11 protein-coding genes are annotated in these 14,417 nt (G+C 69.4%); 4 read left to right on the plus strand and 7 right to left on the minus strand.

Going from position 1 to position 14,417, the window contains the following annotated elements; genetic code table 11:
- Window positions 1–32: 32 nt before the first annotated feature.
- From G4G93_RS14670 to G4G93_RS14690, 5 genes are all read right to left on the minus strand, one after another.
- The gene (locus G4G93_RS14670; protein WP_165085129.1) at window positions 33–2,249 is read right to left on the minus strand and encodes a patatin-like phospholipase family protein; all 2,217 of its coding nucleotides are present in this window, start codon (window positions 2,247–2,249) and stop codon (window positions 33–35) included.
- Between the two features lie 471 nt (window positions 2,250–2,720).
- On the minus strand, window positions 2,721–3,230 hold the full coding sequence (locus tag G4G93_RS14675; protein ID WP_165085130.1) for an OsmC family protein: 510 nt from the start codon (window positions 3,228–3,230) through the stop codon (window positions 2,721–2,723).
- 76 nt (window positions 3,231–3,306) lie between these two features.
- On the minus strand, window positions 3,307–4,089 hold the full coding sequence (locus G4G93_RS14680; RefSeq protein ID WP_165085131.1) for an ABC transporter ATP-binding protein: 783 nt from the start codon (window positions 4,087–4,089) through the stop codon (window positions 3,307–3,309).
- A 1-nt stretch (window position 4,090) separates the two neighbouring features.
- On the minus strand, window positions 4,091–4,930 hold the full coding sequence (locus G4G93_RS14685; RefSeq protein WP_165085132.1) for an ABC transporter permease: 840 nt from the start codon (window positions 4,928–4,930) through the stop codon (window positions 4,091–4,093).
- Window positions 4,927–5,910: an aliphatic sulfonate ABC transporter substrate-binding protein gene (locus G4G93_RS14690; protein ID WP_165085133.1), complete on the minus strand. Its 984-nt coding sequence runs from the start codon at window positions 5,908–5,910 to the stop codon at window positions 4,927–4,929. Before G4G93_RS14690 ends, G4G93_RS14685 begins: the two co-directional genes overlap by 4 nt.
- Window positions 5,911–6,162: 252 nt before the next feature.
- Between G4G93_RS14690 and G4G93_RS14695 the strand changes: the two genes are divergently transcribed.
- Together G4G93_RS14695 and grpE are read left to right on the plus strand one after the other, a co-directional pair.
- On the plus strand, window positions 6,163–9,009 hold the full coding sequence (locus G4G93_RS14695) for a [protein-PII] uridylyltransferase (protein WP_165085134.1): 2,847 nt from the start codon (window positions 6,163–6,165) through the stop codon (window positions 9,007–9,009).
- A 58-nt stretch (window positions 9,010–9,067) separates the two neighbouring features.
- Window positions 9,068–9,664 carry a nucleotide exchange factor GrpE gene (gene grpE, locus G4G93_RS14700; protein WP_165085135.1) on the plus strand — a complete coding sequence of 199 codons (597 nt, stop codon included), beginning with the start codon at window positions 9,068–9,070 and terminating at the stop codon, window positions 9,662–9,664.
- Between the two features lie 295 nt (window positions 9,665–9,959).
- On the opposite strand, the gene G4G93_RS14705 is transcribed toward grpE, so the two are convergent.
- Together G4G93_RS14705 and mutM are read right to left on the minus strand one after the other, a co-directional pair.
- Window positions 9,960–10,916, minus strand: a complete 957-nt coding sequence (locus G4G93_RS14705) for an alpha/beta fold hydrolase (RefSeq protein ID WP_165085136.1) — start codon at window positions 10,914–10,916, stop codon at window positions 9,960–9,962.
- An 8-nt stretch (window positions 10,917–10,924) separates the two neighbouring features.
- A complete protein-coding gene (gene mutM / locus G4G93_RS14710; RefSeq protein ID WP_165085137.1) occupies window positions 10,925–11,815 on the minus strand; it encodes a bifunctional DNA-formamidopyrimidine glycosylase/DNA-(apurinic or apyrimidinic site) lyase in 891 nt (296 codons plus the stop codon).
- Window positions 11,816–11,936: 121 nt separating this feature from the next.
- On the opposite strand from mutM, the gene ubiE reads away from it, so the two are divergent.
- Window positions 11,937–12,695: a bifunctional demethylmenaquinone methyltransferase/2-methoxy-6-polyprenyl-1,4-benzoquinol methylase UbiE gene (gene ubiE / locus G4G93_RS14715; RefSeq protein ID WP_165085138.1), complete on the plus strand. Its 759-nt coding sequence runs from the start codon at window positions 11,937–11,939 to the stop codon at window positions 12,693–12,695.
- A gap of 10 nt (window positions 12,696–12,705) precedes the next feature.
- Complete coding sequence (gene ubiB, locus G4G93_RS14720; RefSeq protein ID WP_165085139.1) at window positions 12,706–14,256, plus strand: 2-polyprenylphenol 6-hydroxylase; 1,551 nt, start codon at window positions 12,706–12,708, stop codon at window positions 14,254–14,256.
- The last annotated feature ends 161 nt before the right edge of the window (window positions 14,257–14,417 follow it).

The following is a 14,417-nucleotide window of genomic DNA, read 5'->3' on the forward strand; positions in this document are numbered from 1 at the left end:
GGCCGAACAAGCCCCGGAGCGGCTCCGCCGGTTCAGCCGTAATGGTATGGCTGTGGACGGAAGCGGCCGATCAACGAACCGATCAACGGCACCGTGCGCAATCCCGTCGGAAGATGCATTTGCAGCGTGTGATACTGCCCGGTCGTGACCACGCGATGAGGCGCCGTGGGCGGAAGGTCGGCTAGGGCGTTCAGGACGCGCTCGATGAACCATGGCTTGAGATGCGTCGCCTTGGTCAGTTCTGCGACTGACAACGACGTCTTCATCGGGCCGACCAACGAAGACAGGATCAGACGTGCATCGTCCGCGATGTAGGCGTCAGGATTCTTCTCGGGATCCCCTTCGAATATCCCGTCGAGGTCACTGGGCAGCTCCCAGCCGGTGATCTGGTCGCGACGGACGAGGTCGGAGAGAATGGCCAGCTCGACGACCTTGAGAGCGCGGCTTTGACCGATCCACAATAAAAAGTCCGCGGTCAGGCGCAGCTCGGCTTTTGCAAGCTGCGCGTTGATCAGCGGTGTCTTGACGGCGGTGAACCGACCTTTGATCCGCCCCATGAGGTGCTGGAACTCCTTGCCGGTCATCCGCGGCCAGGGCGGCAAGCCGACAGGTCTGAGGGCTTCGCCGACGAGCGGCACGATCTTGAACGCAACGTCGGCCGCTGTCTCGCTGCCGGAGGAGTCCGCGGTTCGGTTCGGCCCATTCCCGGCCCCTGCGCGGGGTGGGCCTTCCTTGCTGGGCAACCCGAAGGTGGTCTCGAGGAAGCGCTGGCAGTTGCGGCGTCCCAATTGGAAGTCATGGGCACGGAACTCCTCGTGCAGGAAGCCCCCGAACCCGCCGAGCAGGCCGCACGCGATCGGAAACCGCGCAGGCTCCTGCCCTTCGACCGAACGCCGGGGCGAAACCAGGAAGCGGCTGCGATCCCTCGGATCCATCGCGGCGCCGAGTTCGGAGGCCCGGAATCGGGCTTGGTTGATCAGCGTTGGAAACAGGGCTCGCAGCACCGCGACGACTTCCGCCGGTGGTTGTCCTTCGCCCAGGAAGGCGGGTGGGTCTGGAAATGGCGCGACCATGATGACGGCCCGATCCGCGTCGGCGCCGGTCTTTCTTTTTTCTTCTCTTTCCGATTCCCAGCCCCACAAAGAATATTCGACGAAATCGAACGGGCTGTTGTTGACGACGCCGCCGTCCACGCTCAAAAATTTATAATTGCTTTGCAAGTCGATGTTTTTAGGGAACTTGGCTTCGATCTTTTGGGTGGTCCAGGGCAGAGGATAATTCCGGTCCTCGTATTGGCCGAATGGCGTGTCGATCGGACGTGGCGCGAGGCCGCCCGGAAACGCGGCCGACGCGATCGCGGTGTTTCCATAGGATTGCCACGTGTCCGGAATCTGGTCATCCGCCGTCTTCGGAAGCGTGTGGGCGTCCAGCGTGATGCACTTGTCGGTGGCGAGCCAAGATGTCTTTGGCCAGCTATGGCTGCCGACCCCGCGTATCTTATAATGAAGTCGGTCTCCATGCGTCATCATATCGTACTGAGCGTTGCCAAAATTGACCGTGAATGGAATTCCTCTTAAATTTGTGACGGTCATGAAAACGTGCATCTCTTCAGACAGAAACTGTATATTTTTATCTGATATCTGACCGCCTGGTATCTGATTATTTGTGGTATTTATAGTTTCTGATAAGTATTTTGCATCGTATCCAGGAAATTCGAGTGCTTTCGTCTTTATCTCATCCAGGAGGGCGGCGTTGAGGATCGACTGCACGACCCCGGGGGGATGGGCGTGCGATCCGGCGTCATGAGTCGGACCGGGCACTGCCAAGTCGTCGTTCCCGAGCAGGTCCATGTTGCCGCTGTCCGAGCCCGCCACCATGGTCGGGCGGATCACCCAAGTCTCGTACAGGCTCGGCAGAACGCAGCGGATGCGCTGGATTCGATCCCGGGGAGCATCCTGCGCGACCCGCATTTCCGCGTCGGACAAAGGCTGGGGCCGCAGGCCGCGCGCCATGGCCACGACGCCCAGCGCGCCTGTGATCGCCCCGGCCGAAGCCCCAGCGATCGTGCGGATCTTCACTTCGTGCGCGGGGGCGCCCTTGCCGCGCGCGTCCTCCCAGGACTGGAGGGCCTGCATCAGGAAGTCGATGACACCGGCCGTATAGGCGCCGGCGGAGATGGCGCCGGCGAGGGCCAGCCCGATCTCGAAATCCGGGCGCTGTCCGGTGCAGGGCTGCGGCATCTCGCTCATTTCAACGCCTCGATGATCGGAAGTCATCCACGACGGCCCCGTAATGACTCGCAGCACAGTGTATCGCCAAAATGAATGATCGCAATATCCAGCTTGATTGCCTATACGGGTGTGGACCGTAGCAATAAACGCGCGGCAACAATATCTTACACACTAAATATAAAATTGGCAGATGAGGATACGAATTAGTAACTTGAGAATTTAAATAAGCGCATCAGAGATAAATACAAATCAAAATGTCGTAATTTACATATAGAGATAGATATAAATAACATGCCATGATTTTGAAAGGAGATGCGAGGCGCCTTTCGGCGCCTCGCTTTTCATCGTCCGCTTGAAACTTCAATGTGACAGCGCAACGCTCCGAGAGCGCCGGCCGGTGCCCCCTGCCCTCGTCCCCGCCGCGCGTGCGGCCACCGCCGCGGCACACCGGCCGGCCGCGAGCCGGCGCGCCGACGGAGGCGGGTCCCGTCACCCCCGCGTCATCACCACGTCCAGCTGCGGCTTCTGGTTGATCGTCTGGAACACCACGCAGTAGCGCTCGGTGAGCTTCAGCAACTGGTCCAGCTTCTCCTGCGGCGCATCCGAGTCGACCTCGAAGCTCATCCGGATCGCCCGGAAGCCGACCGGCGCGCCCTTGTCGACGCCCAGGGTACCGCGGAAATCGAGGTCGCCCTCGGCTTTCACCACGCCCTTGCGCAGCGGGATCTCGAGAGCGGTCGCCACCGCCTTCAGGGTCACGCCGGCGCAGGCGACCAGCGCCTCGAGCAGCATGTCGCCGGAGCAGAGCTCGGCGCCCGAGCCGCCGCTCGCCGGGTGGAGGCCCGCCACCGCCAGGGCCCGGCCGGTCTCGACCTTGCAGGCGATGCCGCCGTCGTCCAGCGACCCCTGCGCCTTCAGGGTGATGACGGCCGCATCCGGGTCGGTGCGGTAGCGGTCCTTGATCGGGGCCTGGAGCGAGCGCAGTTCGGTGGCGTCCATGGGGTGTCCTCCCGGTTTATGGGCGAACGGCTTAGCATCCGGCGGCCGCCTCGTGCCAGGGCATGCGGCGAGGCGTTCACCACCACAGGGCGGGGGCATCGGGCCTTGCCCTGTCGGCCTCGCCCTCCGGGCGCAACGAGCGGTCGAGGCTCGCCAGGATGGTGCGGGCGGCGGCCTCGCTGCCCGGCGAGGAGGGCTGGCGCGGGCGGCTCAGGGGCAGCGGGATCGTATCGTCGATCCGGCCGGGCTTCGGGCGCAGAACCACGGCGCGGTCGGCGAGCGCCACCGCCTCGGCGACGTCGTGGGTGACGAGGAGCACGGTCGGCCGGCTCTCCTCCCACAAGGAGAGCAGGTGGCGGTGCAGCCCGGCCCGGGTCAGGGCGTCGAGGGCCGAGAACGGCTCGTCGAGGAGCAGCACCTTCGGGGCGGCGACGAAGGCGCGGGCGATCGCCACCCGCTGCTGCTGGCCGCCCGACAGGTCGCGCGGCCAGCGCCCGGCATGCTCGGCGAGGCCGACGCGCTCCAGGGCATGGGCGACCCGGGACCGGCGCTCCGCCCTGGGCAAGCCGTCGAGACCGAACCCGACATTGTCGGCGACGCTGAGCCAGGGCAGCAGCCGCGGCTCCTGGAACACGATGCCGACGCCCGGATGCGGAGAGGCGATCGCCTCGCCGTCGAGGCTGATGCCCCCGGCGCTCGCCCGGTCGAGCCCGGCGATCAGGCGCAGCAAGGTGGTCTTGCCGCAGCCCGAGCCGCCGATCAGCGCCACGATCTCCCCGGCCCGCACCTCCAGCGAGAGGTCGGCGAGCGCCCGCGTGCCGTCGGCATAGGTCTTCGACAGCCGGTCGAGGATCAGCATCTCAGAGGGACTCCCGCGCGGTGTCCTGCCAGCGCGCCAGGGGCGAGGTCAGCCCGACGAGCACCGCGTCGCAGAGCTTGCCCAGGCCTGCGAAGGCCAGGATCGCCGCGACGATCTGGTCCGGCTTGCCGAGCTGCTGGCCGTCGAGGAGGAGATAGCCGAGGCCCTCCGAGGCGCCGAGCAGCTCGGCCGCCGCCACGAACATGAAGCCGAGCCCGAGCCCCGTGCGGAGCGCCACCAGGGTCGCCGGCAGGACCGCCGGCAGCAGGATGCGCCGGGCGAGCGCGGGGCGCGAGAGCCGGAAGACCCGTCCGACCTCGACGAGCTTGCGGTCGACCCCCGCGATGGCGCCCGCCACCCCGAGATAGACCGGAAAGAACACCCCCACGGCGATGAGGGTGATCTTCGAGGCCTCGAAGATGCCGAACCACAGGATGAAGAGCGGCACCCAGGCGATCGAGGGGATCGCCCGCAGGGCCTGGAGGCTCGGATCGATCAGGCGCCGCACCAAGGGCAGGGTGCCGGTGAGCGCCCCGACCGCGATGCCGGCGAGCGCCCCGAAGCCGAACCCGGCCGCGACCCGGGTGAGACTCGCGAGAACGTGAGTCCAGAGTTCGCCGCTTTCCGCCAGGCCCCACAGGGTGGCGAGGACCCGGCTCGGCGGCGGCACCAGCCGCCCCTGCGCCAGGCCCGCCCGCACCGCCGCCTCCCAGCCGAGGGCCAGGGCGAGCGGCAGGGCGAGCCCGGCGAGCCCCCGCCCGCCGTGCAGGCGCCAGGATCGCCGCGAGGGTGTCCCGGCCGGCGCAGTCGCGGCGGTGAGCGCCCCGGCGTCCGGCCTCACGGCGCCGCCGGCCCGAAGCGCGGGTCGATCAGCGCCTGGACCGCGGCGCCGACATCGGTGCCGGCCGGGATCACCCCGGCATCGAGGAGCGCGGTGCCGGCATCGAGGATCGTCTCGGCCTGGAGCTTGCCGATGACCGGCTGCGACAGGTCGGTGCGCTCGAGCTGGCGGGCCACCACCGGCTCGGGGAGCTTCGTCGCCGCCACCAGGATCCGCGTCAGCTCCTTCGGGTCGGCGAGCGCGATTTTCCGCGCCTCCTCGTAGGCGGCCAGCACCGTGCGGGTCAGGTCGGGGTTCTGCCTGGCGAAGTCCTCGCGGACGTTGAGCACGCCCCAGGTATTGGCGGCGGGGTCGCGGTGGAAGAGCACGTCGCCGTTCTCGATCTCGGCCGCCGCCATGATCGGGTCGAGGCCGGCCCAGGCATCGACGTCGCCGCGGTCCAGCGCCGTGCGCCCGTCGGGATGCTGGAGCAGCACCAGCTTCACGTCGCGCTCGGTCAGGCCGGCGCCGCGCAAGGCCCGGATCAGGAAGATGTGCGGGTCGGTGCCGCGGGTGACGGCGACGCGGCGGCCCTTCAGGTCCTTGACCGCGGTGATGCCGGTATTGGGCCGGGTCACCAGCGCGGTCCATTCCGGCCGCGACGTGGCGTAGACCGCCTTGATCGGGTTGCCGTTGATCCGCGCCAGCAGGGCCGCCGCGCCGGCGGTCGAGCCGAAATCGATCGAGCCGGCATTGAGGAATTCGAGCGCCTTGTTGGAGCCCAGCGACTGGACCCAACGCACCGTGATCCCCTGGGGCGCGAGCGCCTTCTCGACGAGGCCCTTGTCCTTCAGGACGAGGCTGACCGGGTTGTAGGTCGCCCAGTCGAGGCGCACTTCCTTGGCGGATTGCGCGAGCGCCGGACCGGCGGGGGCGAAGCAGAGGGCCCCGAGAGCGACGCCAGTTGCTGCCCCGATCAGCGCGCGACGGTGGATGCGCATCGTCTCTCCCCTTCGGTCACCCGCCCACCGGGCGGGGCGGGCCGGCGTCATAGCTAGGGCGCGCCGTTCGGAGTGTCAAACGATACGGCCGATGAAGCGGATTGGCCTTTTGGAGCGAACGCAGGCTCCTGTGGGCGCCTGTGCGCCGCGCGGAAGCGTTGGCTTTCCGCCGGCCGGAATGCGAAACAGGAAGCGACGCGACGGGACCCGGCCGCGCGCTCGTCCCCCGCTCCAGGCCCGAATCCGGCTGCCATGTCCGAACTCGTCATCGACCCGTCCGACACCGACGCCGCCCTGCGCGCGCTGCTTGCCGGCATCGACCAGTCGCTCAGCGACCCGACCCGCCTGCGCGAGCGGCTGGTGCCGGAGCTGCGCCGCATCATCGAGGCCGGCCGCGCCGAGGCCGAACGGCGGCTGCTGGCCGACCGCGACGGCCATGCCTGCGCCGGCCTGATCTGCGCCCAGATGGATGCGGTGATCCGGGCGATCTACGACGCGGTGGTCAAGCGCCTCTACCGGGCCGACAACCCGACCGCGGCCGAGCAGATCGCCGTTGTGGCGACCGGCGGCTACGGCCGCGGCCTGCTGGCCCCGGGCTCCGACATCGATCTCCTGTTCCTCCTGCCCTACAAGCAGACCGCCTGGAGCGAGAGCGTCGTCGAGGCGATGCTCTACGTGCTGTGGGACCTGAAGCTGAAGGTCGGCCACGCCACCCGCTCGGTCGCCGAGTGCCTGCGCGAGGGCCGCGGCGACATGACGATCCGCACCGCCCTCCTCGAATCGCGCTTCCTGTTCGGCGACCGGGCCCTGTTCACCGAGCTTGAGACCCGCTTCGACCGCGAGGTGGTGCAGGGCACGGCGGCCGAGTTCGTCGAGGCCAAGCTCAAGGAGCGCGACGCCCGGGTGCAGAAGAGCGGCGCCTCGCGCTACCTCGTCGAGCCCAACGTCAAGGACGGCAAGGGCGGGCTTCGCGACCTCAACACCCTGTTCTGGATCGCCAAGTACACGTTCCGGGTGAAGGAGGCGGCGGACCTCGTCGAGGCCGGCCTGTTCACCCCCGACGAATTGCGGCTGTTCGAGCGCTGCGACGAGTTCCTGTGGCGGGTGCGCTGCCACATGCACTTCGTTACCGGGCGCTCCGAGGAGCGGCTGTCGTTCGGGCTGCAGCCGCGCATCGCCGAGCGCCTGGATTACGGCGCCCGCGGCGGCCTCGCGGCGGTCGAGCGGTTCATGAAGTCGTACTTCCTGATCGCCAAGGATGTCGGCGACCTCACGGCGATCGTCTGCGCCGAGATGGAGGCGCGCCACGCCAAGCGCCCGCCGGTGCTCGACCGCTGGCTGCGCCGATTCAAGCAGCACTTCCGCGCGCCCGACCTCGAGGCGGACGATTTCCGCATCCATACCGGCCGTCTCGACGTCCGCGACGACGCCGCCTTCGAGCGCGACCCGGTCAACCTGATCCGGCTGTTCTGGCTCTCCGACCGGCACGACCTCGCGATCCATCCCGATGCGAGCCGGCTCGCGACCCGCTCGCTCGCCCTGATCGGCCCGATGGTGCGGGTCGACCGCGAGGCCAACCGCCTCTTCATCGAGCTGCTCACCTCGCGGAACGCCCCCGAGACGGTCCTGCGGCACATGAACGAGACCGGGGTGCTCGGGCGCTTCGTGCCGGATTTCGGCCGCATCGTCGCGATGATGCAGTTCAACATGTACCACCACTTCACGGTGGACGAGCACCTGATCCGCTCGCTCGGCGTGCTGGCCAAGATCGAGGCCGGGGAGCTGGAGGACGAGCATCCGCTGGCCCACCGCATCGTCGGCACGATCCAGAACCGCCGCGCCCTCTACGTGGCGATGTTCCTGCACGACATCGCCAAGGGCCGGAAGGACGACCACTCGATCGCCGGCGCGGCGGTCGCCCGCAAGCTCGGGCCCCGCTTCGGGCTGGACGCCGCCGAGACCAGCACCGTCGCGTGGCTCGTCGAGCACCACCTCCTGATGTCGATGACGGCGCAGAGCCGCGACCTCTCGGATCCGAAGACCATCGAGACCTTCGCGGGCGTGGTGCAGAGCCTGGAGCGGCTGAAGCTGCTCCTCGTCATCACCATCGCCGACATCAAGGCGGTGGGGCCCGGCACCTGGACCGCCTGGAAGGCGACGCTTCTGCGCACCCTCTACTACGAGACCGAGATGGTCCTGTCGGGCGGGCGCTCGGAGATCCCGCGCACCGACCGGGTGCGGCTGATCCAGATGCGCCTGCGCGAGCAGCTGACGGACTGGACGGCCGAGGAGTTCGACGCCTACGCCGCCCGGCACTATCCCCATTACTGGCTCAAGGTCGATGCCGGGCGCCAGCTCACGAACGCCCGCTTCATCCGGACGGCGGCCGAGGCCGGCAACACCGTCGCCACCGCCTTCGAGACCGACCCGTCGCGCGGGGTGACCGAACTCTGCGTCTACTCCCCCGACCACCCGCGGCTGCTCGCCATCCTCACCGGCGCCTGCGCGGCCTCGGGCGGCAACATCGTCGACGCGCAGATCTTCACCACCGCCGACGGCTTCGTGCTCGACACCATCACCCTGTCGCGGGCCTTCGAGCGCGACGAGGACGAGCTGCGCCGGACCGGCCGCATCGCCACCGCGATCGAGCGGGCGCTGAAGGGCGAGATCCGCATCGCCGACCTCGTCGCCGACAAGCACCCGGTGAAGGACCGGCCGCGCACCTTCCAGGTCGCCCCGGATCTGTCGATCGACAACGCCCTCTCGGCCCGCGAGACGGTGCTGGAGATCTCCGGCCTCGACCGGCCGGGCCTCCTGTTCGACCTCACCTCGGCTTTGGGCCGGCTCAACCTCAACATCACCTCGGCCCATGTCGCGACCTTCGGCGAGCGGGCGGTCGACGTGTTCTACGTCACCGACCTCACCGGCACGAAGGTGACCCAGCCCGACCGGCAGGCGACGATCCGCCGGGCCGTGATGGCGGTGTTCGAGGCCGACCTGCCCCGGGGCGGCCAGGGCCGCCGCAGCGCCAAGGGAACGCATCAGGGAGCCCTTAAGGACGAGCCGAGCGAGACGGCTCCTGCCGCCGGCGAAGCTTGATTTCGCCGGCCTCGCACCTGATATCGGGGTCACTCCCAGATCCTTTTTCGGAATGACAATGACGCCGAACGACACGGAGAACGCCGCGCGGGCCTACGAGCCCGCGGCTGCCGAGGGCGCTCCCGCCTCCGCGCCGGAGGCTGCGCCGAACGGCGACGCGCTGGCCGCCCTCGAGGCCGAAAAGCTCGACCTCAAGGACAAGCTGCTGCGCACGCTGGCCGACATGGAGAACCTGCGCCGGCGCACCGAGCGCGAGGTGGCGGATGCCCGCACCTACGCGGTGACCAACTTCGCCCGCGACATGCTCAACGCCGCCGACAACGTCCGCCGCGCCCTCGAAGCCGTCCCGGTCGAGGCCCGCGCGGGCGCCGACGGTCCGCTCAAGGCCCTGGTCGACGGGATCGAGCTGACCGAGCGCGACCTAATCAAGACCCTCGAGCGCCACGGCGTGAAGAAGGTCGAGCCGCACGGCCAGCGCTTCGACCCCAACCTGCACCAGGCGATGTTCGAGGTGCCCAACCCCGACGTGACCTCCGGCACCGTGGTGCAGGTGGTGCAGACCGGCTACGTCATCGGCGACCGCGTCCTGCGCCCGGCGCTCGTCGGCGTCGCCAAGGGCGGCCCGAAGGCCGAGGTAAAGCCGGCGGAAGGCTGAGGGCGGGCGCTCCGGCGCCCTGCCCTTCTTCGGCGGGTGGCGGACGAAGCATGCTCCACTGATCTGGCAAGCCGGCCTTGCTCGACGCCCACAACGTCCGAGTCCTTGCGGTGCCGCGCAGCGGAGCCCTGAATCCAGACGCTCAGGTGAAGCAGAAGGAAGCGGAGGTATATCTGCTCTTCCCTGCACCTCCTGCGGTTCCGGATCCCGGGCTCCGCTGCGCGGCTCCGGAATGAATTGGCTGGTATTGCCGGCGTTGGGGCCAATCAAACAGGTTCCCGCACGCCTCCGAGGCTCAGCCGTCAACCTGCCCCGCGAATGAATCCGTCGCGATCCGCATCCGCGCGGCCATCTCCGGCCCGCCATGTCCTTCAGCCTCCACGATGCAGAGCCGGCTCCCCGGCCAGAGCCCGTGCACGTGCCAGGCCGTCGCGGCCGGTCCGCTGATGTCGCGCCGGCCGTGGATCAGCACGCCGGGAATGCCGCCGAGCCGGCCCATCCGGGACAGGATCGCGTCCGGGCCGCGCAGGAAGCCGTCATGCGCCCAGTAATGGGTCACCAGCGTCGCGAACACCGCGTCCCGCTCCGGGTCGTCCTGCGAAGGGCTTGCCGCTGGTGGCGCATCGAGCGAGACGTGAGCGGCTTCCCAGGCCATCCGGTCCCGGACGGCTCGCCGCCTGTCCTCGGCATCGGAGCCGGCGAGGCGGCGCGCATAGGCCTCGACGATGCGCTCGTTCCCGCGCCGGCCGGAGGACTCGGCGAAGGCCTGCCACGCCTCGGGAAACACCCGGCCGACGGTCTCGGTGATCCACGTCACCTCGTCGCGGCTGGTGGTTGTGACGGCGGCGAGGACCAGTGCGCTCACCCGTCCCGGGTGCGCCTGGGCATAGGCCAGCGCCAGCGTCGTGCCCCACGAGAGTCCTGAGACCAGCCAGCGTTCGATCCCGAGATGTACCCGCACCGCCTCGACATCGGCGATGAGCGCCTGAGTCGTGTTGGCGGAGAGGCTTGCCGGATCCGCCGTCGCGAGCGGCCGGCTGCGGCCGCAGCCGCGCTGGTCGATGCCGACGAGGCGGTAGCGTGCGCCGTCGAAATGGCGCCGATAGCCGCCGGTGCCGAGGCCGCTGCCAGGCCCGCCATGCAGGAAGAGCGCCGGGATTCCGTCCGGACGCCCGGAGGTCTCCCAGTAGATCCGGGTGCCGTCGCCGACCGTGAGCAGTCCGTGATCGCCGGGTGCGATCGAGCTGGACATCGGCCCCCTCACCCCGGCTGGCACGTCTCGCAGAAGAAGGTCGAGCGCCCCGACTGCACCAGCCGCCGCACCACCCCGCGGCAGCCCCGCGCCGTGCAGGCGAGGCCCTCGCGGTCGTAGACCCGGAAGGCGTGCTGGAAGGCGCCCTGGCTGCCGTCGGTGTGGACGTAGTCGCGCAAGGTCGAGCCGCCCGCCGCCACCGCCTCGGTCAGCACGTCGCGGATCACCGTGGCGAGGCGCTTGGCCTTCGCGGTCGGGCGGCCGGCGGCGTCGGCGAGCGTGCCGGCGGCGGCCTCCGGGTGGAGGCCAGCCCGGTGCAGGGCCTCGCAGACGTAGATGTTGCCCAGCCCCGCGATCAGGCGCTGGTCGAGGAGCGCGGCCTTGAGCGGCGTGCGCTTGCCGGAGAAGAGCCGCGCGATCGTCTCGCCCGAGAGTTCGTTGCCGAGCGGCTCGATGCCCATCCCGGCGAAGTGGCGGCAGGCGGAGAGGCCGGCGGACGGGACCAGGTCCATGAAGCCGAAGCGGCGGGCGTCGTTGTAGACGACCCTTGCGCCGTTCGAGAGCCCGAACCGCACGTGGTCGTGCTTCGACTGCCCCTGCGCGCCTTCGAGGTAGAAGTCGCCGGGCGAGACGTGCCGGCCGTCGGGGAGCTGCACGTCGAACCGGCCGCTCATGCCGAGATGCATGATCAGGGCCTCGCCCGAGGACAGCTCGGCGACGAGGTACTTGGCGCGCCGCGACAGGGAGGTCACCGCGTGGCCCCGCACCCGCTCGGCGAAACGCGGCGGGAAGGGAAAGCGCAGGTTCGGTCGGTTCAGCACGACCTCGGTGAAGCGGGCGCCGACCAGCGCAGGGGCCAATCCGCGGCGCACGGTCTCGACTTCGGGCAGTTCGGGCATCACTCGTCCGTGGAGAAGGGCTCAGGGCGCGACGAAGCGTACCCCGGCGAAGATGCAGGCCAAGATGGTGATTTCTCACCGGCTTCGCTATGCAGGCCGCCACGACAGGGGACCTGAACGCATGGCCGGCGACGAGACCAGCACCGATTTCGGCTTCGAGCGCGTCCGGCTCGCGGAGAAGCAGGGGCGCGTCAACGAGGTCTTCCGCTCGGTGGCCAAGCGCTACGACCTCATGAACGACCTGATGTCGGGCGGGCTGCACCGGGCGTGGAAGAGCGCCTTCGTGTCCACGCTTCGCCCCTCGCGCACCCGGCCGTTCCGCCTGCTCGACGTGGCCGGCGGCACCGGCGACATCGCGTTCCGCACGCTGGAGGCGGGCGGGCCCGACACCAAGGTGACGGTGCTCGACATCAACGAGGCGATGCTCGGCGTCGGCCGCGAGCGGGCCGGCCACCGGTACGGCTCGCGCATCGACTTCGTGGCCGGCAACGCCGAGGCGCTGCCGATGCCGTCGGATACCTTCGACGCCTACACCATCGCCTTCGGAATCCGGAACGTGCCGCGGATCGAGCATGCGCTGGCGGAAGCCCACCGGGTGCTCAAGATCGGCGGGCGCTTCCTGTGCCTCGAATTCTCCCACGTCGACGTGCCGGGGCTCGACAAGATCTACGAGGCCTACTCGTTCAACGTCATCCCGCGCCTCGGCGCGATGGTGGCCGGCGACAAGGAATCCTACCAGTACCTCGTCGAGTCGATCCGCCGCTTCCCGACGCCCGGCAGCTTCTCCCGGATGATCGAGGACGCCGGGTTCGGCCACGTCACCCACCGGCCGCTCTCGGGCGGCATCTGCGCCATCCATTCCGGCTGGAAGCTCGCGTGAGGCACCGGCCGTGCTGAGCCTCGTCGCCCACCTCGCGCGGGGCATCCATGTCGGCTGGGTCATGGCCCGCGAGGGCGGCCTGTCCTTCGTCGATGCCGCCGAGCTGCCGCCCCACCTGCGCCTCGTCCTGCGCCTCGGCCGCAAGCTGGAGCGCCCGGGCCTCGGCCCCGGCCGCCTGCCCGCGGCGCTGACGCGGCTCGGGCCGTCCTACGTCAAGTTCGGCCAGTTCCTGGCGACCCGGCCCGACATCGTCGGCATGGCGGCGGCCCGCGACCTGGAGCGCCTGCAGGACCGGGTTCCGCCCTTCCCGCAGGACGTGGCGGTCGCGATCCTCGAATCGACCCTCGGCAAGCCGCTCTCCGAACTGTTCACCTCGTTCAGCGAGCCGGTCGCCGCCGCCTCGATCGCGCAGGTGCACAAGGCGCATGTGCGCGAGGCCGACGGCACCGATCGGGTCGTCGCGGTCAAGATCATGCGGCCCGGCGTGCGCGAGCGCTTCGCCCGCGACATCCAGGCGATGCGCTTCATGGCCCGGGTGGTCGAGGCCCTGCGCCCCGAGGCCGAGCGCCTGCGCCCCCGCGAGGTGGTGGAGACCCTCGCCCGCTCGGTGGCGATGGAGATGGACCTGCGGCTCGAGGCCGCCGCCCTCTCGGAACTCGCCGAGAACATCAAGGAGGATCCCGAATTCCGGGTGCCGCAGCCGGTCTGGGAGCTGACGGGCCGCGACGTGCTGGCGAGCGAGTGGATCGACGGCATCCGCCTCAACGACCGCGAGGCGATCGTGGCGGCCGGGCACGACGTGGCGGCTTTGGGCCGGACCGTGATCCAGTCCTTCCTGCGCCACGCGATCCGGGACGGCTTCTTCCACGCCGACATGCATCCCGGGAACCTGTTCGTCGATCCGGCCGGACGGCTCGTCGCGGTCGATTTCGGCATCATGGGCCGGCTCGGCCTGAAGGAACGCCGCTTCCTCGCCGAAATCCTCCTGGGCTTCATCCTGCGCGACTACCGCCGGGTGGCGGAGGTGCATTTCGAGGCCGGTTACGTCCCCTCGCACCACTCCGTCGACGATTTCGCGCAGGCGATCCGGGCGATCGGCGAGCCGATCCACCAGCGCCGGGCCGACGAGATCTCGATGGCCAAGGTGCTCACCCTGCTCTTCGACGTCACCGCGCTCTTCGACATGAGCACCCGCACCGAGCTGGTGATGCTCCAGAAGACCATGGTGGTGGTCGAGGGCGTCGCCCGCTCCCTCGATCCGCGCCTCGACATGTGGACCACCGCCGAGCCGGTGGTGCGCGCCTGGCTCGGCCGCAACCTCGGGCCGATCGGCCGGGCCGACCAGGCGCGGCGCGCGGTGCTGACGCTCGCCGACGTGGTCGCCGACGTGCCCGACCTCGCCCAGCGCGCCAAGCGCGTGCTGGTCCGCCTCGACGAGGAGGGCCTGCGCGAGGTGTCCCGCGTCGAGCGCCGCATCCGCATCGAGACCAAGCGGATGGTGTGGTCGACCCTGGCGCTGTGGGCGATCGCCGGATCGCTGCTGGCGATCGCGTTGCGGTGAGGGCGCTATCGTCTTGACGGACAGGAGGAGCGCCGACCTTTCCGACGCTCCGTGTCATCCCGGGCCCCGCTTTCGCGGCCCCGGAACGACGCGGAGGGTGGGACGAGCGGTCTCGAAACGAGATCGATCGCCATTGTGCCGTCTCGCAGGCCGCGTCCCAG

This window comes from Methylobacterium sp. DB0501, from assembly GCF_011043735.1.
GTDB classification, from domain to species: domain Bacteria; phylum Pseudomonadota; class Alphaproteobacteria; order Rhizobiales; family Beijerinckiaceae; genus Methylobacterium; species Methylobacterium alsaeris.

Bases quoted from the DNA above. Each gene is read 5' to 3' on its own strand.
- G4G93_RS14670 (WP_165085129.1), bottom strand. From the start codon at position 2,249: ATGAGCGAGATGCCGCAGCCCTGCACCGGACAGCGCCCGGATTTCGAG.
- G4G93_RS14675 (WP_165085130.1), bottom strand. From the start codon at position 3,230: ATGGACGCCACCGAACTGCGCTCGCTCCAGGCCCCGATCAAGGACCGC.
- G4G93_RS14680 (WP_165085131.1), bottom strand. From the start codon at position 4,089: ATGCTGATCCTCGACCGGCTGTCGAAGACCTATGCCGACGGCACGCGG.
- G4G93_RS14690 (WP_165085133.1), bottom strand. From the start codon at position 5,910: ATGCGCATCCACCGTCGCGCGCTGATCGGGGCAGCAACTGGCGTCGCT.
- G4G93_RS14695 (WP_165085134.1), top strand. From the start codon at position 6,163: ATGTCCGAACTCGTCATCGACCCGTCCGACACCGACGCCGCCCTGCGC.
- grpE (WP_165085135.1), top strand. From the start codon at position 9,068: ATGACGCCGAACGACACGGAGAACGCCGCGCGGGCCTACGAGCCCGCG.
- G4G93_RS14705 (WP_165085136.1), bottom strand. From the start codon at position 10,916: ATGTCCAGCTCGATCGCACCCGGCGATCACGGACTGCTCACGGTCGGC.
- mutM (WP_165085137.1), bottom strand. From the start codon at position 11,815: ATGCCCGAACTGCCCGAAGTCGAGACCGTGCGCCGCGGATTGGCCCCT.
- ubiE (WP_165085138.1), top strand. From the start codon at position 11,937: ATGGCCGGCGACGAGACCAGCACCGATTTCGGCTTCGAGCGCGTCCGG.